Below are 20,600 nucleotides of genomic sequence, written 5' to 3'. Positions count from 1 at the left end.
GATAAGTGGCTCCTGCCCGATTTCTCCCGCGCTGCAAAGGGCAGACGCCGGATTGCGACTCGCCAGCCGGCGGGAGTCGAGTCAAACTTATCCTCGCTGTCCCCACCCCTGCGCAAAACTCGCATTTGGTGTGCGGGAATCGGCCCGTGAAGGACTCGTATCGGGGAGGGTTTCTGCTCCCGAACTTGTCGCCAGCTTTCTCCCGTGGTTTATGCCTCCCGTTCTCCACAGGCCGCAGGACGTCGAAATCACCAACCGGGTCCATCTCCACCTTCTGTCCGATTCCACCGGCGAAACGCTCGAAATGCTCGCCAAGGCGGCATTGGCGCAGTTCGAGGATGCCGATGTGGTGCGCCATTTCTGGCCCATGGTCCGCAGCCGGCAACATCTTGAACGGATATTGCCGGAGCTCAAGGCGAACCCGGGGCTGGTGCTGTTCACGCTGGTCAACCTCGAAACCCGTTCTAGGCTGGAAGAGGCCTGCAGTCAGCTGGGCCTGCCCGCAGTACCCATTCTGGATCGCGTGACCGAGGCGCTGGAAAAGGCGCTCGGTCAGGAGGCGCACGGCCGCCCCGGTCGCCAGCATGCCATGGACCAGGCCTATTTCGCGCGGGTCGAGGCGATCCAGTTCACCATCGCGCATGACGACGGGATCGGCTGGGAGGATTGGGAAGATGCCGATATCGTGCTGGCAGGCGTGTCGCGCAGTTCGAAGACGCCGACCAGCATCTATCTTGCCAATCGCGGCTACAAGGTCGCCAATATCCCGCTCGTGGTCGAAAGTCCGCCGCCGTCAAAGCTGTTCGAGCTGAACCGGCCGATGGTCGTCGGCTTGACCACGGCACCCGAACGTCTCGTCCAGATCCGCCGCAACCGGCTCCTGACGCTGAACGAGGAGCGGGAAACCGACTATGTCGACAATGAGCGCGTGAAGGACGAGGTGAAATTCGCTCGACGCATGTTTGCCGACAATGGCTGGGCGGTGATCGACGTGACCAGGCGGTCGATCGAGGAAACCGCCGCCGCGGTGATCCGGCTTTACAATGAGCGCGAGACGCGCGGAACGTCGCAGGGAGCGAAACCGATATGAACACGATCAGCGGCAGCGGAATCCTGCTCGCATCCAGCAGCGCGTCCCGCAAGGCGATGCTGGCGGCGGCGGGTGTCGCTTACACGGCCGAAGCCGCGGGCGTCGATGAGCGCGCCCTCGAGGCCGAGATGGACGGCGCCGAGCCCGCCGAAATTGCGCAGGCGCTGGCGGCGGCGAAGGCGGCGGCGGTTTCGGCAGAGAAGCGCGATGCCCTGGTGCTCGGGTCGGACTCGCTGGTCGAGGTAGGCGGAAACCGTTTCGACAAGCCGACCAGCCGCGCGAATGCAGCCGAGCACCTGCGTTTGTTCTCCGGCAAGACGATGACTCTTCACAGTGCCGCAGCACTGGCCCGCGACGGCCAGATCGTCTGGGTCGGCTCGGACTTTGCGCGGCTGCGCTTGCGCGATCTGAGCGAGGACTTCATCGCGGCCTATCTCGATGCCGAATGGCCGGCAGTAAGTTATTGCGTGGGCGTGTTTCGCATCGAGGGGCCGGGCGTCCAGCTGTTCGAGAGTATCGCGGGCGACCAGTTCACGGTTCTCGGCATGCCTTTGCTCCAGGTCCTCGACGCCTTGCGCGAGGAAGGCGCTCTCTCGTCGTGACTCGCTACGCCGAAGTGATCGGCGACCCGATCATCCAGTCGAAATCGCCGGTGATCCATGGGTTCTGGATCGAGAAGCTGGGGCTGGATGCCGAATATCGGGCTACGCATGTTACGGCAGACAGGCTGCGCGAATACATCACTCGTGGGCGCGAAGACCCCGACTGGCGCGGTTGCAACGTTACCATGCCGCACAAACAGGCCATCATGCCGATACTCGATCGGCTGGAGCCGCTCGCCAAACGCGTCGGCGCTGTGAACACGGTAGTAAAGGGGCCCGATGGTCGTTTGATCGGTCGCAATACCGATGTCGCAGGTTTTCTCGGGCCCCTCACGGATCGGCTGCGCAACCAGCATTACTTTCGTATGGCGCGGGTTCTGGGAACGGGAGGTGCCGCCCGGGCAATCGTCGCCGGGCTAGCGGGAGCGGGATTCACACTAGTTCTCGCGGGCCGCGATCCCGACAAGGCACGCGCTTTGCTCGAAGAGCTCGATCCGGGAAAGGAACACCACGTCGCCCTGCTCGATCATTTCGCGCAGGCCACCGACTTCGCTTTCGACGACCGCCAGGGTTGCTGCGATCTGATCGTCAATGCGACTCCGCTAGGGATGCGCGGTCAGCCGCCGCTTGCTTTCGACTGGAGTCACGCGCCGCCTGGGTCGGTGGCCTACGACATCGTCACCGATCCCGTGGACACGCCTTTTCTCAAGGATGCCCGCGTCGCCGGGTTCGAAACGATCGACGGCCTCGGCATGCTGATCGGCCAGGCCGCCGCGGCCTTCACTTACTTTTTCGGCGTCGAACCTCCCCGCGAACACGATGCCGAGCTGCGCGAAAGGCTTACGGCATGACCCGCCCGCTGATAGTCGGCCTGACCGGCTCGATCGGCATGGGCAAATCGACCGTTGCGGCGATGTTCGAGGCGGCGGGCGTGCCCGTTTTCGACGCCGACGCCGAAGTGCGCGCCATGCAGGGGCCGGACGGCGAGTTGATAGCTGCGATCGAAGCGGCGTTCCCCGGCAGCACGGATGCGGGTGGGGTGTCGCGAGACAAGCTGGGCGCACAGGTGTTCGGCGATCCCGAACAGCTTGCCCGGCTCGAGGCGATCGTTCACCCGGCAGTGGCGCGGAAACGCGAAGCCTTCCTGATCGAACACGCCGGCGAACCGATGGTCGTGTTCGACATTCCCCTGCTGTTCGAGAAGGGCGGCGTCGACGCGGTTGACCGCGTGGTCGTCGTTTCGGCGCCAGCGGAAGCGCAGCGTCGCCGCGTGTTGGCTCGTCCCGGGATGACCGAAGACAAGTTCGCCCATATTCGCGGTCTCCAGACGCCCGACGCGGAAAAGCGTGCCCGTGCGGACCATGTGATCGATACCGGCACTGCCCTCGAGGTCACCGAACACGCTGTAATTGCACTGGTTGAGGAATTGCGCGCCGCAGGAGCATACTCCCGCGGGTTGTAACCCTCTTGTAATCTAGAGACGTGAGGCCGATACAAGATTCGATGCGCGAAATCGTGTTCGACACCGAAACGACCGGCCTCGACCCCAAGGCCGGGGACCGAATGGTCGAGATTGGCTGCATTGAGATGGTCAATCTCGTCACCACCGGCAACAGCTACCATGCCTATTTCAATCCCGAACGGGACATGCCTGCCGGTGCCGAAGCCGTGCATGGCCTTTCGGCAACTTTTTTGTCGGACAAGCCACTGTTTCGCGATCTTGCCGAAGAGCTGCTGGAGTTTCTCGGCGATTCGCCATTGGTTGCCCATAATGCGGGGTTCGATTTCGGCTTTCTGAATGCGGAGCTGGCGCTCATCGAGATGAAGCCGGTGTCGACCGATCGGATGGTCGATACCGTGGCACTTGCTCGCAAACGGCATCCGGGGGCAAAGCTTTCGCTCGACGCCTTGTGCACCCGCTACGGCATCGACCGCAGCCACCGCGTGAAGCACGGTGCGCTGCTCGACGCGGAATTGCTTGCGCAGGTCTATGTCGAGCTCAAGGGTGGGCGTCAGATCGGCCTCGAACTGGCGGCCGAAGCGGCTCGAACGGCCGGCGTTTCCGCGACGCGCAGTTCGCCCGATGGCCCACGGCGTCCGCCGCGACCGCATGCGGCCAGCGATGCAGAGCTTGTCCGACACAGGGAATTCATGGCCGGGATCGAGAACCCGCTTTGGGGCTGAGTTGCAGCCATGGGGAAACCGACGGATGACGGGTGAGTTGGGATCGCACGGGGGACGATAAAGGAGAAAACGACAAGATGGACATTCGCGTTTCCGGCCACCAGATCGACACCGGCGCAGCCCTGCAAGAGCATGTCGGCGATCGGTTGAACTCCATCGTCGACAAGTATTTCAACCGCGCGATCTCGTCTCACGTCACGTTCGGCAAGGGCCCCGGCGGAGCATTCACTTCCGATATCGTGACGCATGTGATGCAGGGCCTGATCCTGAAAGGTCATGCCGAAGCGCACGACGTCCACCAGGCGTTCGATGCTGCCGCGAACAAGATCGAAAAGCAGCTGCGCCGGTACAAGCGACGGATTCAGGATCGGCACGAACAGGCTGCGCACGCCGTGCGCGAGGCGGAGGCGGCCTATACGATTCTCGCGGCACCCGAGATCGACAGCGACGAGGAAATCGCGGCCGACAGCCCGCTTGTGGTTGCCGAGACGAAAGCGATGATTCCCGAATGCACCGTTGCCGATGCGGTGATGCTGCTCGACCTGCAGAACGCCAACGGACTGCTGTTCAAGAATGCGGGTAGCGGGGAGCACAACATGGTCTATCGCCGCCATGATGGTTCGATCGGCTGGGTCGAGCCCCGTTAAGGGAGAACAGGCAGCTATGACCGGGGCCGCATCCAGCGGGGCGCAGCGTCACCATCGGGCGCTGGAAAGCCTCTACGCTTCGGCGCCGGTCAATGCCGTGTTCGATTCGCATCTGGACATTACCGGCGAAGGCGCGGCTCGGATCACTTTCGATGTGACCGAGAAAGTCTATCATGCGGCAGGCGCGGCACACGGCACGATCTATTTCAAAATGCTCGACGATGCGGCGTTCTACGCAGCCAATACCTTCGTGACGGATCGCTTCCTCCTGACGACGTCGTTCAACCTGCACTTCACCAAGCCGGTGCGGGTCGGTCGGGTTGTTGCAGAAGGGCGTTGGGTCAGTGGGCGCAAACGCGTGTTTGTCGCCGAATCGCGACTGGTCGATGCCGAAGGCGACGAGATCGGTCGGGGAACCGGTACCTTCATGCGGTCGCACATCGCGCTGTCCAGCCTGCCCGGCTATCTCGTCGGCGGCTGAAGGACATGGATGCGCGCCTGCCCGCCCACGTCGAGGTTTCCGGCCTCATCCGCGCAGCAGAAGCGGCTGGCGGCTTTGGTATGGTCCTGCAGAAGGGCGAAAGAGATGCGGGAACCATTCTGCTGTTAACCACGCATAGTGGCAGAAATACCCGCCTGTGGGAACGCATGCCACAACTCGACGGCTCGCGTATATTCGTGTGCACGCGCGACCAAGACGATGAAAATACAAGAGAATTTGAGGAATATCTGGCGCGACGGCGGCTTTCCGACCCGGATTGCTGGATGGTGGAACTGGATGTCGAAAATGCGGAACGGTTCATCGCAAGGGGCGGCCATTAACTTGACTTGATTTCATTTGCGACTATTTGGCCGCGGAACTTCGATGCGCAGGCGGTGTGAAACGGCAATGGGGTCGGTACGCTAGCACGCAGACGGGGGGTGGCCGGCAGGCCCGCGAAAGATCCGCCATCCAGGACGCAACCAACGCGCCATGGGTCCCGACCTGCGACAGACCGCTCACCGCTTAGTTGTCAGTAAAAATGATTCGCAAGACTACCGGTTTCTCCGCGATTGTCGCGGCGACTGCCTTGACCATTCTTGCCGGAGCCGAGGGTTCCGGAGCCAATGCCCAGGTTGCGGCGCAAGCAACCGAAGTTACCGCCGCCGAGGCACAGCTTACCGAAGAGGTGGTGCCTGTCTTCGTAGAAAAGCCGGTGGTGCAAGAACTTCCCGAAGACGCGGAAGTTCCATCCAGAGATTCCAGCGACGATGTGCCGCAGGCTGACAGCCTGCGCGAGCTCGTCTCGCAGATGCCTACCACGGGCCAGCTTTCGGAAGAACTGCGCTGCCTTGCAGGCGCGGTCTATTTCGAATCGCGCGGCGAGCCGCTCGACGGCCAGCTTGCGGTGGCGCAAGTCATCATCAATCGCGCCGAAGACAACCGGTTTCCTTCCAGCTATTGCGGTGTCGTCTATCAGCGTTCGCAGTTCTCCTTCGTGAAACGTGGGCGCATGCCGCATATCCGGACCGGTTCGACCGCATGGAAGCGCGCCGAGGCCATTGCCCGCATTGCGCATCGCGGTCTGTGGGACAGTCTGGCGAGCGATGCCCTGTTCTTCCACGCCAACTATGTCCGTCCCGTCTGGAGTCACCGCAAGGTCGCGCTCGCCACGATCGACACGCACGTCTTCTACCGCTGAGACAAACCGGAATTCCATCGGAGGGCCGCCATTGATGTGGCGGCCCTTCGTACGCCATTCACGCTAATCGCGCAGCTCGACCCAGACGGGCGTATGGTCGCTGGCCTTCTCCCTTCCCCGATATTCCTTGTCGACCCCGGATGCAGTCATTCGGTCGGCCAGTTCGGGAGAGAGGAGAAGGTGGTCGATGCGGAAACCATGGTCCCGCTGCCATGCGCCAGCCTGGTAGTCCCAATAGGTCCACACTCCGCCTCGCGGATTGAGCGTATCGATCGCGTCGGTCCATCCATCGGCGAGGAAGCCTGAATAGGCGTCGCGCGATTCGAGCTGCATCAGCGCATCGTCTGCCATGGCCCGCACCGACCAGACGTCCTTGTCTTCGGGAATCACGTTGAAATCGCCCAGCACGATGGCGGGAATCTCGTCTTTCCAGATCTCTTGCATGCGCTCGCGCAGCTTCTTCATCCAGGCAAGTTTATAGTCAAACTTGGGCCCTGGATGCGGATTGCCGTTTGGCAGATAGAGATTGCAGATCCGCACGCCGTTGACCTCTGCTTCGAGATACCGGGCCTGCTCACCCTCGCCGTCCTTCGGGCCGTCGATCCCCAGCCCGCGCTTGATTTCCCTGGGCTCTACACCATCGGCCAGGATGGCGACGCCGTTGAAGCTTTTCTGTCCGTGCCAGATGGCCTTGTAGCCGATCGCCTCGAACTCGTCGGCCGGGAAACCGTCATCCATCGTCTTGATTTCCTGCAGGCAGGCGACGGTGGGACGAGTCTCCTCAAGCCATTCCTTCAGACGCGGCAGGCGGGCCTTGATGCCGTTGATATTGAAGCTGGCGATACGCATGCGCGCCTGATGCCCGAAAGGTTCGCGCGGGTCTAATCTAAATGCCGAAGCTCGATCCGCAGCCGCAGCCGGCTGCCGCTTGCGGGTTCTCTACGCGAAATGCGGCACCGCCAAGCGATTCGACGAAATCGACCGTGCTACCGGCTACGAGGTCGAGACTGACCGAATCGACCACCAGTTTGACCCCAGCGTTCTCGCTCACCGAATCGTCGTCTTCGGCTGCGTCGGCCAGACCGAACCGGTACTGGAACCCGGAACACCCACCGCCTTCGACGGACAGCCGCAGGATCGCAGGCTTCGCCTGCTTCTTGGCAATCGCGGCAATGCGTGCAGCCGCCGCATCGGTCAGGGAGGGTGTCGTCATGCTGGCGATGTAGGGAGTGGAGCCGGCACTCTCAAGCGGTCCGGATATACTCGCGCATGGCTTCGGCTTCATGCTGGATTTCTTCCAGACGCGCCTTGACCAGGTCGCCGATCGAAATGAACCCGCACATCACGTCCCCCTCGACCACCGGCAAATGCCGGATACGGCGGCGCGTCATCAGGGCGAGCGCGTCGAGAAGCGTGGTCGAACGCTCGACGGTTATGGCCGGCGATGTCATCACTTCGCCGAGCGGACGCGACAGACATGCCTCGCCCTCGTCGGCCAGCCGATAGACCACATCGCGCTCGGAGAAGATGCCGACGATCTGCCCACCTTCGACAACCGGAATCGCACCGATGCGCCTCGACGCGAGGAGCTTGACGGCGTCGCGAACGGGCGTCTCGACGGAAGAAGATATGATGTCCGAACTCGCACGCCCTTCGATCAGACGACTGATTTCCATACGACCTCTCCTCTCCTATTTGCCGTGCAGCAAGAATGCCATTTCTGCGGGGAAAAAGCGAATCGCGTGCGGGGCGACGTTGAATAGTCGTCCATGGGCCGCCATGTCCGCCGGCGATGGTACGCAAATCACCCCTCGACGATCCGGAAAAGGCCGCCTTTGCCTGGGCGCGCTATCGGCGGATCATGCGGTTCATGTTCCTGCTGACGGTCGGTGTGGTGATCGTTGCGCTGGCCTTGCTGTACAAGCATGGCGACGAGGAAATCTCGATCCACTACTATATCGCATCCGCCCTCGGCATCGGTTTCACCATGCTGCTGACGAGCGCGCTTATGGGGCTGGTATTCCTGTCGTCGGGCACGGGGCACGACGAATCCATCGAAGATCCGCTCAGCGACGACGATTAGCCTGCTGGACGCAGTCGGTATTCCTCGACCGGCACGCCGCCGATCAGATGGCGCTGGATGATGGCTTCGAGAATTTCCGGGCGGCAGGAATGGTACCAGACATTGTCCGGCCACACCACGGCGATCGGGCCTGCTTCGCAAATCTGCAGGCAGTCGGCCTTGGTGCGCTGAACCGAGCCGCCGCGGCCCACAAGGCCAAGCTCTTTCAGGCGTTTTTTCAGGTAATTCCAGGCTTCCTTGCCCTCGTCCCGGCGGCAGCATTTCTGCTTTTCCGACACGGCGCACAGGAAAATCTGCCGTTCGACGGAAGCGCCCCCGGTCTTGGCCAGTGCTTCCTCGGCCTTGCGCATCGATTTCGAACTTACAGTCAAGGTGCGGGCGGGTGTCCTAGCTACGCTTGCCCGCGATCCGCGCGATCTCGGCCTTGACCAGGTCTTCCACCATTCCGGGCAGATTGTCGTCCAGCCATTGAGCCAGCATCGGACGGAGCATCTCGCGAACCAGTCCCTCGAGCGAGGTTTCGCCGGAACGCACGATCTGCGGTTGCTTGCCCGGCTTGGCCAGCATGGCCAGCGCAGCGAAATTCTGGCGCATCGCCTCCCGCGTATCGCCGCGGGTGAGTGCATCCATGTCGGGTTCGGCTTCCTCGTCGCCCGGCAGGTCTTCGAGAGCCGTCTCTTCCGCCAGCTCGAGCACTTCTTCGGCATCGTCGCCGTCGGCCGATCCGATCGCGTCCCCCGACGGCTGGACGCCGAGGCGACGGCGGCGATCGAGGATTGCGCCCTCGCGATTGTCGCGCGCGATCACCTTCTTGATGGAGTCGAGAATTTCCTCGACCGAAGGTTCACCCGGTTGTTGCATCGTGTTCAGGCCCCCCTGCTGGCGAATCGGCAAGCTCCGATTCGGTAAGACACCTCAATAGCTTGGTTCGAGCCCGATTTCACCTTGTTCGGGCACATCGGCCGTAGGCGCCGGAACGTCGACGGTACGCGTGGCATCGGCGACCGGGTCCGGGTCCCGTCCCCAATCCCAGATCTTGCCGCGCACGCGTTCGTAATTGTCGACCGGGTCGTAGAGCATGCCTTCGCCGAAGAAGCCGAGATCGCGTGCTTCGGCGCGCCCCATGGCGGCCAGGAGGCTGAACCCGGCGACATAGGCGTTGCGGCGAGCGGTCACGAGCTCGACTTGTGCGCCCACCAGTTCCTGCTCGGCATTGAGAACGTCGAGGATCGAACGGCTGCCGATCGAATTCTCGGCGCGCACACCCTCAAGGCTGAGAGACGCCGCTTCGACGGCAACCTGGCTGCTTTCGATCACGCCGAGCGAAGCCTGCCAGCTCGACCATGCGGCTCTCACCTGCGCTATGACATCGCGTTCGGTTGCGATGATCTGTTCCAATGCTGCAGTTTCGCGCGCTTGCGCCTGGCGCTGGCGGGCTGCCGGCAGCCCGCCCTGGAAGATCGGGATGCTGATCTGGACGCCAGCGTTGGCGGTGGTCTCGTCCTGTGCGATACCGCCCGCGCCGCCAGCCAGTGTACCGAAGTAATCGGTGTAATCGGCACCGGCGAAAAGAGAAACCGTGGGCAGCCGACCGGAACCGGCCACTTCGGTGTCGAAGCCGGCAGCCTGCGCGCGCTGCTTGTCCGCGATCAGATCGGGATTGCCGGCCAGCGCGATATCGACGGCTGTGTCGACATCTGCCGGAAGGCCCGGCAGCGCGGGTGGAGGTTGGAGTTCGTTCGGCGCTTCGCCCACCAGCTGGATATAGGTTTCTCGCGCATTGATCAGCGCCGCCTGCGCGTTGCGCAAGTCACCCTGAGCCAGCGCCAGACGCGATTGCGACTGCGCGACGTCGGTCCGGGTCAGATCCCCGATTTCGAAACGGTCGCTTGTCGCCTGAAGGTTGACGGTCAGAACATCCACCTGGTTGGCGGCCAGCGATACCAGTGCCTCGCTGCGCAGCACGTCCATATAGGCCGCCACGAGCTGGCTGAAGATAGCGCTTTCGATGGCGCGCAGGTCTGCCTGCCCGGCGTCGACGCGCTCCCGCGCCGCCTTGACGGAATTCTTGATCGCCCCGCCGGCATATACCGGCACAATCAGCGTAGGGCCTATTTGCAGGATCCGGTCGGGAGCGGTGAAGCTGTTGGGCGATTTCTTGAGAACTTCGGTGTAGCTTCCCGTAGCATCGATGCTTGGGATGCCCTGCGCCTTGTTGATCGGTACGTCCTCGTCGATTGCGCGCTGGTTGGCGCGCGCGGCGAGTAGCGTGGGGTTGTTGCGATATGCCTTGGTAAGCGCTTCCTGTAGCGTATCGGCTTGAGCCGGTGCAGCAAACGCCAGCATGCTGGCGCCAGTCCCCATTACCAGTATTCTAACGATCCCTCCCCGACGCATTCAGAAACTCCAGTTTTGCGGCCGGTCGAATGCGCCAAGCCGCGGGATTCCCATCTCCGCCAGCGGGAGCATGGCGAGAGCCTTGCCGGACTTGCGACCGGTAGCAAGGCGGGTCACGCCGCGCTCGACCGTGCCGGTGACGATCCGTCCGCCTTCCGCGACCAGTTTCACCAGCGCCGCCGGCACGTGTTCAATGGCTCCGTCCACCAGGACCAGCGTGTAACTGCCCGGCCGGCTGCCATTGGCCGCCTTGTCGGGGGTGGTCGTGTCCAGCCTGCCCGCGAGCGGTGCGACCAGGGCAGGCAGATACCCGCTTCCGGCATCGACCACGAGCACCTTGTCGTCCGCGCCGGGGCGGGCTTCTGCCAGCATTGCACCATGGAAGAGCGGGGCGGGCAGAAAGCCGCCGTCGTCGAGCCGGATGGCCCGATCCATATAGGCGATCGCCCTCGCGCTTTCGGGCACGAAGTCCTCCCGCGGGACGCTCCCCATGCGCTCGAGCACGAAGGCGTCGCTCACGCCGCTGGTGCGTAGCTGGCTGTCGATCATCGCCTTGCGGGCGACGGCATAATCGGGGCTGGTGGTGGTCAATATCATGGTCGTTCCGCGAGCTGTATTACATCAATAACACGCTTATGCAAGCTCCGGTTGCCTTAGGCGCAAGGCCTGTTTCGGCCAAGTGCTTTGACCGATGGCGGCAAACGCGCCTATCGGGGAGCGCAAATCTGCAACATGGGAATTTGCGGCGATGAGCGACATGACCGTCATCAGCGAAGACGACCTTATCGAGAGCGTGGCCGACGCGCTCCAATACATCTCCTACTACCATCCGATGGACTATATCCGCGCGCTGGGCGAAGCTTACGAGGCGGAGAAAGGCCCAGCAGCGAAGGATGCCATCGCCCAGATCCTGACCAACAGCCGCATGTGCGCCGAAGGGCATCGGCCAATCTGTCAGGATACGGGCATCGTCAACGTCTTCGTCCAATGGGGCATGAATTGTCGCCTCGACAGCGATCATTCGCTGCAGGAAGTCGTGGATGAAGGGGTGCGTCGCGCCTACAACCACCCGGATAACAAGCTCCGCGCATCGATCCTCGCCGATCCGGCTTTCACCCGCCGCAATACGCGCGACAACACGCCATCTGTCCTCTCGGTGGAAATGGTGCCGGGCAATACGGTAAGCGTGGACGTCGCGGCAAAGGGCGGCGGCAGCGAGAACAAGTCGAAATTCAAGATGATGAACCCGAGCGACAATATCGTCGAATGGGTGATCGAACAGATCCCGTCCATGGGCGCGGGCTGGTGCCCTCCCGGCATGCTCGGCATCGGTATCGGCGGTACCGCCGAACACTGCATGAAGCTCGCCAAACTCAGTCTGATGGACCCGATCGATATGGGTCAGCTCAAACAGCGTGGCGCGCAGACCGACATCGAGCATCTGCGCATCGACATCTTCGACGCGGTCAACGCGATGGGCGTCGGCGCGCAGGGTCTCGGTGGCCTGTCGACCGTGCTCGACGTGAAGATCCTCGATGCGCCGTGCCATGCGGCCGGAAAGCCGGTGGGCATGATTCCCAATTGTGCGGCGACGCGCCACGCGCACTTCACTCTCGACGGTTCGGGCCCGGCCTATCTCGAACCGCCCAGGCTGGACGATTATCCGCAGGTCACCTGGCAGCCCGATAGTGCCGCGAAGCGTGTCGATCTAGACGCGCTCACGCCGGAGGAGGTCGCGAGCTGGCAACATGGCGACCGCCTGCTGCTTTCGGGCAAGATGCTCACCGGGCGCGACGCCGCACACAAGCGCATCAAAGACATGCTCGATGTGGGTGAGGAGCTGCCGGTCGAATTCAGGGGCCGTGCCATCTACTATGTCGGCCCGGTCGATCCGGTGATGGGCGAGGTGGTCGGTCCGGCCGGACCGACCACGGCAACCCGCATGGACAAATTTACCGAGATGATGCTCGATCTCGGCCTTCTCGCCATGATCGGCAAGGCGGAACGCGGGCACAATGCGGTCGAGGTGATCAGCAAGTTCAAGGTGGCCTATCTGATGGCGACCGGCGGCGCGGCCTATCTGGTCAGCCGTGCCATCAAGGGCGCGAAGGTGGTCGCTTTCGAGGATCTGGGCATGGAGGCCATCTACGAGTTCGAGGTACAGGACATGCCGGTAACCGTGGCGGTGGATGCCGCGGGCAACAATGTTCACACGCTCGCCCCGGCAGAGTGGCGCCGTCGGATCGCCGAGGGTGATCTGGAACCCGCCGAATAGCAGGCGGCTCGACCAACCGCACAGCGGGTTCGACAGCGGCGCTGGTATTTGAACGCGCGATTGGCCACATCTCGAATCGTGTCGATACATGAACGCCAAATGAATCCGGAAGACGAGCGTCTGCCCGCCAAGGTCGTTTTTGCCTCCATGGCGGGGGTCTGGCTGTGCTATTTTCTGCTGATCACATTGCGTGGCGTGGTGGTGGGGCTGGAGTTCCAGGACGAACTGGCCTGGCGCCGCGCCCTCGTCTGCGTGATCGGCGTGGGCGTCACGGCAATCCTGTGGCTCTTGCTCCGCGTGGTCGAAAACCGGTCCTTGGGCATCAAGATCGCGGTCGCCCTGATCGCGGCGCTGCCCGGCGCGATCATGATAGCCCAGGCCAATCGCTGGGTATTCGATCCGATCGAGGCCAAGGTCGAGCAGCAGATGGGCAAGGAACGCGGTATCTTCCTGCGCCGTGACGAGGCCGGCAATCTGCTGATCGACCTTCCCCGGACGCAGATGGATGAGGATGTCGAGGAGGCAGCCCCGCAAAGCGTGGTGATCGCCCCCGCGCCGACTTCGCTCGATCAGTGGAAGATGACATTCGAACTGGCCATCGGGCGGTACTTCGTCCTGATGGCCTGGGCTGCGCTGTTCCTGGCGCTGCTTGCCGGGGCGCAGGCGCGGGCTGCCGAGCGGCGGGGCGAACGCTTTCGATCGGCGGCCAAGGCCGCCGAACTGCGCTCCCTGCGCTATCAGGTGAACCCGCATTTCCTGTTCAACACGCTCAATTCGCTGTCGGCCCTGGTGATGACCGGCAAGGCGGAGCGGGCCGAACAGATGATCCAGACGATATCGCGTTTCTACCGGCACAGTCTGGCAGAGGATTCGACGGGCGATGTGAGCCTGGAAGACGAAATCGATCTGCAGGAACACTATCTCGAAATCGAGTCGGTGCGGTTTCCCGAAAGGCTCAGGGTCAAGGTGGACCTGCCATCCGAACTGGCAGGGTATAAAGTGCCCGGAATGATCCTTCAGCCGCTGGTCGAGAATTCGGTGAAGTACGGCGTCTCGGCATCGAGCAAGCCTGTGACGATCGCGATATCCGCGCGGGAAGAATACGGCCGGTTGGTCCTGACCGTCAGCGATGACGGCCCTGGTACCTCGGGGCAACATGGTTTCGGTATCGGCCTCGCCAATGTGCGCGATCGGCTGGAGGCACGCTTCGGCAACGCCGCGACGATCGTTTCCGGACCGTCCCTGACGGGCTATGAAACAGAGTTGAGGTTACCGATGGTGAAGCATGGCTGAGGAAGAGGGCGAGAAGCTCAGGACCCTGATTGTCGACGATGAACCGCTGGCGGTCGAACGCATGCAGGTCATCTGTTCGAAGATCGGCCAGCTGCAGGTCGTCGGAACGGCGAGCGACGGGGCCCAGGCCTTGCGATTGGTCGAGGCACTCCAGCCCGACCTCATGCTGCTGGATATGACCATGCCGGAGATCGACGGGATTTCTGTCGCGAAGACGCTGTCGAAGAAAGCGCCACGTCCCGCCGTCGTGTTCGTGACCGCGCATGACAACTACGCCGTCGAAGCCTTCGATCTCGATGCGGTCGACTATGTGCTGAAGCCGGTCAAGGCAGAACGCCTCGAACGGGCAGTGTCGCGGGCCTTCGCACGGCAAGGGACTGGCGAGCAAGGCGACCGAGTGTGGCTCGAGGAATTGTGGATCCCGCATCGCTCCGAGCTGATCCGCATCGCCACGTCCGAAGTCGGCCGGATCGATGCCGAACGCGATTATGTCCGCCTGCATGTCGGCTCCGACGACGAGGCGCGGACCTACCTCCTGCTGCAAACCATTGCCGGCCTGGAAAAGCGGCTCGATCCGGCGAAGTTCATTCGCATTCACCGCTCCACCATATTGCGCAAGGATCGGATCACCGGGTTGCGCCATGATGGCCTGGGCGTGTGGTCGGTGGAACTTGACGATGGCGAGGCATTGCGTATCGGGCGTACCTATCTGCCCAAGGTCAAGGCAATGGCCGGGCGGTAGAAGCCGGCGCAACCATTTATCGAGATCGTCTGCGGTTCTACCCGCACAAAGAAAGACCCCGACCGGGGGACTGCATCCGGCCGGGGTCCGATATTGGGCGAACTGGGGGTATCAGCCGCCCAAGGACTGATCTTCCACGAGCGCGGCGAATTGCTCGCTCACGTCGGCCTTGGCCTTCTCGAAACAGGCTTTCGCTTCGCGGCTCTGCAGGCGCGTACCGGTCCGCGATTCGGAATAGCCGCAAGCATCCCGCGCGGCCTTATCGATCCTTTGGGACAAGACCTTCTGCCCGGCCGCGGTACCGAGATTGAGGTCATCGTAGGTGACGGTAATCGACTTGGCGTGGGCGGTGCCGGCAGTCAGTGCGATTCCGATTGCGGCGATCGTAGCGAGGGTCGTCTTCATGGCATGTTCCTCCTGGTTTGCGGCGAGCCCGATCAGTGAGGGGAGAGGCTCGCCGCTGGAACTGTATTACGCGGCTACATCTGTAATCGCACGCCGGTTTCGATCAGCGACGATGCATTCGGACAAGCGACGCGAAACGGTCGACCAATGGCGTTTGGCAATCGGCGGACGACGAGCCTAAGGTCTTCGTCCATGTTGCTCGGCGTCCTTTTCGTGCTCGGGATCGTGAATTTCGCGGTCCACAAGGCGGTGCTCGAGTCGGACCATCCCCTGCTCGATACCTTGCCGCGACCGTTCACGGCGAATGGCGGCCGGCTTTCGCTTGCCGTCGAGTTTCTCGTGCTGCTCGCGTCCATGATGCTGTCGGCTCATGGTTGGCCGGCGGCGGCCTGGGGATATGCCTTGTACAGCGCGCTCAATGCAATAACGGGGTGGCTGTTGCTCGACGACCGGGTCTGAGCACGGGAACTGTGGCGAGCATTCGGCGCTTTCTCCGCATGCCGTCCCTGAAAACATGTCTCGTCGTCAATTCGCGTAGCGGCAGCAACAGCGATGCCACTCTCGCTGCGCTGGAACAGTCGATGGCTGCGCGCGGCCTGTTGCCTGCGACCACGTTCGGATTTCCGGCAGACCCATTGCCCACCCGCCACCAGCTCGAAAGCGAGGGCGTTGCGCGCCTGGTCGTCTTTACCGGAGATGGCACGCTCAACGCCGCGATCGACGCGGTTGCCGGCTGGGACGGCGAAGTCCTGGTTCTGCCGGGCGGCACGATGAACCTGCTCAGCGCCCGGCTTCACGGCGAGGGTACGACGTGCGACGCGATTCTCGATTGTATCGCACGCGGCGCCTATCGTCCGGTCCGGCCGATCATGGCCTGCTGCGATGCGGGCCGGGCGCATGCCGGTTTGCTGGTTGGCCCCGGGACAGCCTGGGCGGAAGTGCGCGAAGCGATGCGCGATTTCGATATCACCGGTCTCGCCCAAGGCGCGAGCGAGGCGCTGGCCGAGACGACCGGGGGGCCGCGGGTCCGCATGATCGACCCGGCAATCGGCCATGATGACGGCTATCCGTTGATCGAACTTACGCCGTGTCATCGCGGAATGCAGGCGGATGGCTACCGGCTCGAAAGCGCCGGCGAGTTTCTCCAGCAAAGCTGGGCCGTGCTGCGGCGCAGATTTCGCGATGGTCCGCACGAGCGGCTGGGCTTGCTCGACCGGCTGGTCATCGAGAATTGCGGGAATCAACCGCTGCAGCTGCTGATCGACGGCGAACCGGCCACGCTCGGCCCCCGTGCCGAATTCACGGTGGCTGAATGTCCCGTCAATCTGCTAGCGACCGCGCATGGCTTCTGACATCCGCCGCATATTCCACCTTTCGGACATCCATTTCGGGCTCGAGAACAATCGGGCGCTGGACTGGGCCAAGCAAGAGATATCCGAAAAGGCTCCCGACGCGGTGGCGATCACCGGCGATCTGACGATGCGCGCGCGCCATCGGGAATTCGCGGCCGCCACGCACTGGATCAATTCGCTGGACGCTCCCGTCACGGTCGGAGTGGGCAATCACGATCTGCCCTATTTCAACCTGCTGGAGCGTTTCGCCACGCCCTATAAGCGGTTTCGCGGGATGCAGGAGAAGGTCGAAAAGGAACTCGATCTGGGCTCTCTTGCAATCGTGCCCTTGAAGACGGCGGTTCGCATGCAGCCCCGTCTCAACTGGTCGAAAGGCTGGGTGAGCCGACGGGCGCTCCACCGCTGTCTGAAGGCGCTGGACGCACTGCCGGAGGGCACCCGCGCGCTGGTCGCGGTTCACCACCCTCTGCGCGAAGTCGGGACCGAGGGGACGGCCCTCACCAAGCATGGCGATCGGGCTCTGCGCGAACTGGCGAAACGCAAGGTCGAAGCAGTGCTGTCCGGCCATGTCCATGATGCCTTCGATATCATGGAAAATACGAGCGAAGGCCCCGTCCGCATGATCGGGGCGGGCACCTTGTCCAAGCGGACCCGCTCGACGCCGCCGAGCTTCAACGAGATCGAGTGGGACGGCAGGACGCTGAAAGTATGCGTCCGCAATCTCGAGGATGTGGAGACCCGCGACATGCAGATCGACGACGTTCCCGAGAACGCCTTGCCGCCGCGCCGCGAGGGCGAGCCCGTGGCTCCGGTTCGCCAGATCCCGCGCGTCGACCCGCCGGTCCATTAACCAACGGCGCTAGGCGCGATCCGCATTGCTTCGGCAACCGTGGTTTTGTAGGTTTCCCGGGTAAGGAGATGGCCAGGTGGAACTCGTCAAAGCAGTCCCCCTTGGTGCGATACTGACGTTCGTGGTCGCACTGCTGATCGGATCGCAAGGCTCGAAGGGCGGCGAGCTGGCGATCTTCCATGTCGAAATATACAGCTACGATTTCTGGTGGTCGTGGCCGCTTTTCTTCGGGGGCACCGCACTCGCCTGGGGCATCATGATGCTCCAGCGTTGAGCGCTGCGCAAAGCAAGAGTGCGCAAAGAAGAAGGGCGGCTCCCTGCGGAACCGCCCCCTCGGTGATCTGAAAGATCGGGTGAAGCCTTAACGCTTCGAGAACTGGAAGCTGCGGCGTGCCTTGGCGCGGCCGTACTTCTTACGCTCGACTACGCGGCTGTCGCGGGTCAGGAAGCCGGCGGCCTTGATCGTGCTGCGCAGGGCAGGCTCGTACTTGGCGAGCGCCTGCGAAATGCCGTGCTTGACCGCACCGGCCTGGCCCGAAAGACCGCCACCCTTGACCGTGGCGACGACATCGTACTGGCCCTGGCGATCGGTGATCGTGAAAGGCTGGTCGATGATCAGGCGCAACGTCGGACGGGCGAAGTAAACTTCCTGGTCCTTGCCGTTAACGATGACCTTGCCGCTGCCGGGCTTGAGCCAGACGCGAGCGGTCGCGTCCTTGCGGCGACCGGTGGCGTAAGCGCGGCCCTGCTTGTCGAGCTCCTGCTCGCGCAGGGGGACGTCGGCGGTTGCTGCGATATCGGCGGCATCGCCCTCGGGCGCGTCACCGGCGATGTCCTTCAGATCGGCGAGATCCGAGACGGTTTCGTTCTTGGTTTCGTTCGACGATTCGGGAGCCATTACGCGACAACCTTGTTCTTGCGGTTCATCGAGGCAACATCGAGCTTCTCGGGCTTCTGGCCGTCATAGGGATGCTCGGTGCCGGCGAATACGTGGAGCGCGCGCATCTGGGCACGGCCCAGCGGGCCGCGCGGAATCATACGCTCGACAGCCTTTTCGAGGACGCGCTCCGGGAACTTGCCTTCCAGCACCTTGGCCGGGGTGGTTTCCTTGATGCCGCCCGGATGGCCGGTGTGCTTGTAGTACACCTTGTCGTTCATCTTCTTGCCGGTGAACTTCACCTTGTCGGCATTGACGACGACGACATGGTCGCCGCAATCGACATGCGGGGTGTAGCTCGGCTTGTGCTTGCCGCGCAGGTGGTTGGCGATGATCGCGGCGACACGACCGACGATGAGACCTTCGGCGTCGATGATGTGCCACTTCTTTTCGACCTCGGCCGGCTTGATCGACCGGGTGGCCTTCGTAAGAGCCTTCATGGCTGGTTTCCGTTCCTAGTGTTCGTGCCGCGCCCTTGCGAGGCGGCGGCGCCAATCGGCGAATCCATGTGCACGGACCCGCGAAGCGCGCGCCAAATGGCTGCAGACCGGCGATTAGTCAAGCAATTCCGCGGCCTTCCCATGGGGTAAAATAAAACCCCAACACAATCTGCGAAACGTGAATGGCGGAAATGCCCCGTCTTCGCGCTACAGGGCGCCGAGCCATTCCCGGGTGGCCGCGCCTGCCGCCTCGCAGCGCCAACCCAGAATGGCCGGGGAATCGTAAGGGTGCAGTTGTTCGAGGCGTGCAACAGCGTGATCGAGCTTTGCGGCCGATGTCTTGAGAAGTCCTGGAATCTCCTCGCCCTCGCCGATTGCGCCGTCCCATGAAAATATCGCGCGGATTGGCCCGCCGATATTGATGCAGGCGATGAGACCTTCCTCGACCAGGACCCGACCGATCCGTTCGGCGCAAGCCGCATCGGGAAACGGGCAGTAGATCAGGGCGGTCACGTCCGGCGGCCCAATATATGCGCGCCCCATGCAAAGCTCGCCACCAGCAGTGCCCCCACCACCTGATGCGCCACCGCCACCCACAGGGCGACGCCGGTCCAAACCGTCGCAATGCCCAGCAGGATCTGCGTTCCCAAGGTCATCTGGATCGCCACCGATGCCTTGCGTTCGAGCGGCTTGACCCGGCGGGCCAGCACTATGAGTGCAATGACCGCGATCCAGGCCCACCAGCGATGGAGGAAATGGATCAGGAAGGGATCGTGGGTCATGGCCCAGAAGACGCCGTGCGCGCCATCGAATTCGGGCATGAAGCGGCCCTGCATCAGTGGCCATGTGTCCGATGCCAGCCCGGCATTGAGCCCGGCCACCCAAGCGCCCAGCAATAGCTGCACGAAGAGGATCGCACCCACCCAGCTTGCGGCAAGCGTCCAGCGCGCAGCCCGTTTCTGGCCCGCCGCCCGGCGCCTGAGGTCCAACGCCGTCCAGACCAGACCGCCAAGGGTAAGGAACGCGGTCAGCAAATGGATCGAAAGCCAGAAATGGCTCACATCGGTCATCGTCCCGGCGAGGCCGCTCTTCACCATGAACCAGCCGAACACGCCCTGCAGCCCGCCGAGCGCCAGCAAGGCAACAAGTCGCGGCTTGTATCCGGCGGGGATGGCACCCCTGACCCAGAACCACACCAGCGGAAGCGCGAACGCCAGCCCGATCAGACGCCCCAGCAGCCGATGGAGCCATTCCCAGAAGAAGATGAACTTGAAGGCGGTGAGGTCCATGCCCGCGGGGCCGGTGACGTTCTGGTATTCTCCGGTGGCCTTGTAGAGATCGAACTCGGCCTGCCACGCGCTCTCGGTAAGCGGTGGGATCGCTCCGGTTATGGGCTTCCACTGGGTGATCGAAAGCCCGCTCTCGGTCAGGCGGGTGATACCGCCTACCGCGACCATCAGGACAACCATGGCGGCGACCACTAAAAGCCAGTTGGCGAGCGCAACCGGGCGGACCTGCATGCTATTCTTGGACATGGCTCGCGTCTCTGGTTCCCACTTGCGCGCAGCGCAAGAGCAAATCCGGAAAGCGGTATGCCGGTTCCTGCAATCGCCGGAACGAA

Annotated in this window: 29 protein-coding genes; 17 read left to right on the top strand and 12 right to left on the bottom strand. The window is 62.9% G+C overall.

Annotation, left to right across the window (positions count from 1 at the left end):
• Positions 1–211: 211 nt before the first annotated feature.
• The 9 genes from K3174_RS06805 to K3174_RS06770 all read left to right on the top strand — a co-directional run bounded on the left by K3174_RS06805 (position 212) and on the right by K3174_RS06770 (position 6,205).
• The gene (locus K3174_RS06805; protein WP_221557172.1) at positions 212–1,090 is read left to right on the top strand and encodes a pyruvate, water dikinase regulatory protein; all 879 of its coding nucleotides are present in this window, start codon (positions 212–214) and stop codon (positions 1,088–1,090) included.
• Complete coding sequence (locus K3174_RS16825) at positions 1,087–1,692, top strand: Maf family protein (RefSeq protein ID WP_247711963.1); 606 nt, start codon at positions 1,087–1,089, stop codon at positions 1,690–1,692. Before K3174_RS06805 ends, K3174_RS16825 begins: the two co-directional genes overlap by 4 nt.
• Positions 1,689–2,543 (top strand): shikimate dehydrogenase, encoded by an 855-nt coding sequence (aroE, locus tag K3174_RS06800; protein WP_345719601.1) that lies wholly within the window; start codon positions 1,689–1,691, stop codon positions 2,541–2,543. Before K3174_RS16825 ends, aroE begins: the two co-directional genes overlap by 4 nt.
• Positions 2,540–3,154 carry a dephospho-CoA kinase gene (gene coaE / locus K3174_RS06795; protein ID WP_221557168.1) on the top strand — a complete coding sequence of 205 codons (615 nt, stop codon included), beginning with the start codon at positions 2,540–2,542 and terminating at the stop codon, positions 3,152–3,154. The genes aroE and coaE overlap by 4 nt, the downstream gene beginning before the upstream one ends.
• A gap of 41 nt (positions 3,155–3,195) precedes the next feature.
• Positions 3,196–3,876: a DNA polymerase III subunit epsilon gene (gene dnaQ, locus K3174_RS06790; protein WP_221557166.1), complete on the top strand. Its 681-nt coding sequence runs from the start codon at positions 3,196–3,198 to the stop codon at positions 3,874–3,876.
• A gap of 77 nt (positions 3,877–3,953) precedes the next feature.
• Entirely contained in the window at positions 3,954–4,523 is a 570-nt protein-coding gene (gene hpf / locus K3174_RS06785) for a ribosome hibernation-promoting factor, HPF/YfiA family (RefSeq protein ID WP_221557164.1), read from the top strand.
• A gap of 16 nt (positions 4,524–4,539) precedes the next feature.
• Positions 4,540–5,004, top strand: a complete 465-nt coding sequence (locus K3174_RS06780; protein ID WP_221557162.1) for a PaaI family thioesterase — start codon at positions 4,540–4,542, stop codon at positions 5,002–5,004.
• Positions 5,005–5,009: 5 nt separating this feature from the next.
• Positions 5,010–5,345: a DUF1491 family protein gene (locus K3174_RS06775; RefSeq protein ID WP_221557160.1), complete on the top strand. Its 336-nt coding sequence runs from the start codon at positions 5,010–5,012 to the stop codon at positions 5,343–5,345.
• Between the two features lie 200 nt (positions 5,346–5,545).
• Positions 5,546–6,205 carry a cell wall hydrolase gene (locus K3174_RS06770; RefSeq protein ID WP_221557152.1) on the top strand — a complete coding sequence of 220 codons (660 nt, stop codon included), beginning with the start codon at positions 5,546–5,548 and terminating at the stop codon, positions 6,203–6,205.
• A gap of 63 nt (positions 6,206–6,268) precedes the next feature.
• Here the strand turns inward: K3174_RS06770 and xth are convergent, their stop codons facing one another.
• The 3 genes from xth to K3174_RS06755 are packed head-to-tail and all read right to left on the bottom strand — an operon-like array spanning position 6,269 to position 7,881.
• Positions 6,269–7,054 carry an exodeoxyribonuclease III gene (gene xth, locus K3174_RS06765; protein ID WP_221557150.1) on the bottom strand — a complete coding sequence of 262 codons (786 nt, stop codon included), beginning with the start codon at positions 7,052–7,054 and terminating at the stop codon, positions 6,269–6,271.
• Positions 7,055–7,091: 37 nt separating this feature from the next.
• Positions 7,092–7,418 (bottom strand): HesB/IscA family protein, encoded by a 327-nt coding sequence (locus K3174_RS06760; protein WP_221557148.1) that lies wholly within the window; start codon positions 7,416–7,418, stop codon positions 7,092–7,094.
• 31 nt (positions 7,419–7,449) lie between these two features.
• A complete protein-coding gene (locus K3174_RS06755; protein WP_221557146.1) occupies positions 7,450–7,881 on the bottom strand; it encodes a CBS domain-containing protein in 432 nt (143 codons plus the stop codon).
• A 116-nt stretch (positions 7,882–7,997) separates the two neighbouring features.
• On the opposite strand from K3174_RS06755, the gene K3174_RS06750 reads away from it, so the two are divergent.
• Positions 7,998–8,288: a hypothetical protein gene (locus tag K3174_RS06750; RefSeq protein ID WP_221557144.1), complete on the top strand. Its 291-nt coding sequence runs from the start codon at positions 7,998–8,000 to the stop codon at positions 8,286–8,288.
• On the opposite strand, the gene K3174_RS06745 is transcribed toward K3174_RS06750, so the two are convergent.
• Genes K3174_RS06745 through K3174_RS06730 form a run of 4 tightly spaced genes read right to left on the bottom strand, consistent with a single transcriptional unit; the run spans position 8,285 to position 11,282 of the window.
• Complete coding sequence (locus K3174_RS06745; RefSeq protein WP_221557141.1) at positions 8,285–8,638, bottom strand: (2Fe-2S) ferredoxin domain-containing protein; 354 nt, start codon at positions 8,636–8,638, stop codon at positions 8,285–8,287. The genes K3174_RS06750 and K3174_RS06745 overlap by 4 nt on opposite strands.
• Positions 8,639–8,675: 37 nt before the next feature.
• Positions 8,676–9,149: a DUF2497 domain-containing protein gene (locus tag K3174_RS06740; RefSeq protein ID WP_221557139.1), complete on the bottom strand. Its 474-nt coding sequence runs from the start codon at positions 9,147–9,149 to the stop codon at positions 8,676–8,678.
• A 54-nt stretch (positions 9,150–9,203) separates the two neighbouring features.
• Complete coding sequence (locus K3174_RS06735; RefSeq protein ID WP_247711962.1) at positions 9,204–10,652, bottom strand: TolC family outer membrane protein; 1,449 nt, start codon at positions 10,650–10,652, stop codon at positions 9,204–9,206.
• Between the two features lie 33 nt (positions 10,653–10,685).
• Positions 10,686–11,282 (bottom strand): protein-L-isoaspartate O-methyltransferase family protein, encoded by a 597-nt coding sequence (locus tag K3174_RS06730; RefSeq protein ID WP_221557135.1) that lies wholly within the window; start codon positions 11,280–11,282, stop codon positions 10,686–10,688.
• Between the two features lie 160 nt (positions 11,283–11,442).
• Here K3174_RS06730 and K3174_RS06725 point away from each other — a divergent pair, with 160 nt between their 5' ends.
• From K3174_RS06725 to K3174_RS06715, 3 genes are all read left to right on the top strand, one after another.
• The gene (locus tag K3174_RS06725; protein ID WP_221557632.1) at positions 11,443–12,960 is read left to right on the top strand and encodes a fumarate hydratase; all 1,518 of its coding nucleotides are present in this window, start codon (positions 11,443–11,445) and stop codon (positions 12,958–12,960) included.
• A 99-nt stretch (positions 12,961–13,059) separates the two neighbouring features.
• Positions 13,060–14,253: a sensor histidine kinase gene (locus tag K3174_RS06720; RefSeq protein WP_221557133.1), complete on the top strand. Its 1,194-nt coding sequence runs from the start codon at positions 13,060–13,062 to the stop codon at positions 14,251–14,253.
• Positions 14,246–14,995, top strand: a complete 750-nt coding sequence (locus K3174_RS06715) for a LytR/AlgR family response regulator transcription factor (RefSeq protein WP_221557131.1) — start codon at positions 14,246–14,248, stop codon at positions 14,993–14,995. The genes K3174_RS06720 and K3174_RS06715 overlap by 8 nt, the downstream gene beginning before the upstream one ends.
• A gap of 111 nt (positions 14,996–15,106) precedes the next feature.
• Here K3174_RS06715 and K3174_RS06710 read toward each other — a convergent pair whose 3' ends face one another.
• Entirely contained in the window at positions 15,107–15,400 is a 294-nt protein-coding gene (locus tag K3174_RS06710) for a UrcA family protein (protein ID WP_221557129.1), read from the bottom strand.
• A gap of 192 nt (positions 15,401–15,592) precedes the next feature.
• Between K3174_RS06710 and K3174_RS06705 the strand changes: the two genes are divergently transcribed.
• The 4 genes from K3174_RS06705 to K3174_RS06690 all read left to right on the top strand — a co-directional run bounded on the left by K3174_RS06705 (position 15,593) and on the right by K3174_RS06690 (position 17,876).
• Entirely contained in the window at positions 15,593–15,859 is a 267-nt protein-coding gene (locus K3174_RS06705) for a hypothetical protein (protein WP_221557127.1), read from the top strand.
• A 38-nt stretch (positions 15,860–15,897) separates the two neighbouring features.
• Entirely contained in the window at positions 15,898–16,752 is an 855-nt protein-coding gene (locus K3174_RS06700) for a diacylglycerol/lipid kinase family protein (protein WP_221557126.1), read from the top strand.
• Positions 16,742–17,602 (top strand): metallophosphoesterase family protein, encoded by an 861-nt coding sequence (locus tag K3174_RS06695; protein WP_221557124.1) that lies wholly within the window; start codon positions 16,742–16,744, stop codon positions 17,600–17,602. The genes K3174_RS06700 and K3174_RS06695 overlap by 11 nt, the downstream gene beginning before the upstream one ends.
• Positions 17,603–17,678: 76 nt before the next feature.
• On the top strand, positions 17,679–17,876 hold the full coding sequence (locus tag K3174_RS06690) for a hypothetical protein (protein ID WP_221557122.1): 198 nt from the start codon (positions 17,679–17,681) through the stop codon (positions 17,874–17,876).
• An 87-nt stretch (positions 17,877–17,963) separates the two neighbouring features.
• Here the strand turns inward: K3174_RS06690 and rpsI are convergent, their stop codons facing one another.
• The 4 genes from rpsI to K3174_RS06670 form a co-directional block, all read right to left on the bottom strand.
• A complete protein-coding gene (gene rpsI / locus K3174_RS06685) occupies positions 17,964–18,500 on the bottom strand; it encodes a 30S ribosomal protein S9 (protein ID WP_247711960.1) in 537 nt (178 codons plus the stop codon).
• Positions 18,500–18,979, bottom strand: a complete 480-nt coding sequence (gene rplM, locus K3174_RS06680; RefSeq protein WP_221557120.1) for a 50S ribosomal protein L13 — start codon at positions 18,977–18,979, stop codon at positions 18,500–18,502. Before rplM ends, rpsI begins: the two co-directional genes overlap by 1 nt.
• A gap of 207 nt (positions 18,980–19,186) precedes the next feature.
• Positions 19,187–19,492 carry a divalent-cation tolerance protein CutA gene (gene cutA / locus K3174_RS06675; RefSeq protein ID WP_221557118.1) on the bottom strand — a complete coding sequence of 102 codons (306 nt, stop codon included), beginning with the start codon at positions 19,490–19,492 and terminating at the stop codon, positions 19,187–19,189.
• Positions 19,489–20,514, bottom strand: a complete 1,026-nt coding sequence (locus K3174_RS06670) for a COX15/CtaA family protein (protein ID WP_221557116.1) — start codon at positions 20,512–20,514, stop codon at positions 19,489–19,491. The genes cutA and K3174_RS06670 overlap by 4 nt, the downstream gene beginning before the upstream one ends.
• Between the last annotated feature and the right edge of the window lie 86 nt (positions 20,515–20,600).

Source organism: Qipengyuania qiaonensis (genome assembly GCF_019711515.1).
Taxonomy (GTDB): Bacteria; Pseudomonadota; Alphaproteobacteria; order Sphingomonadales; family Sphingomonadaceae; genus Qipengyuania; species Qipengyuania qiaonensis.
This window is presented reverse-complemented; position numbering and strand designations above follow the sequence as displayed.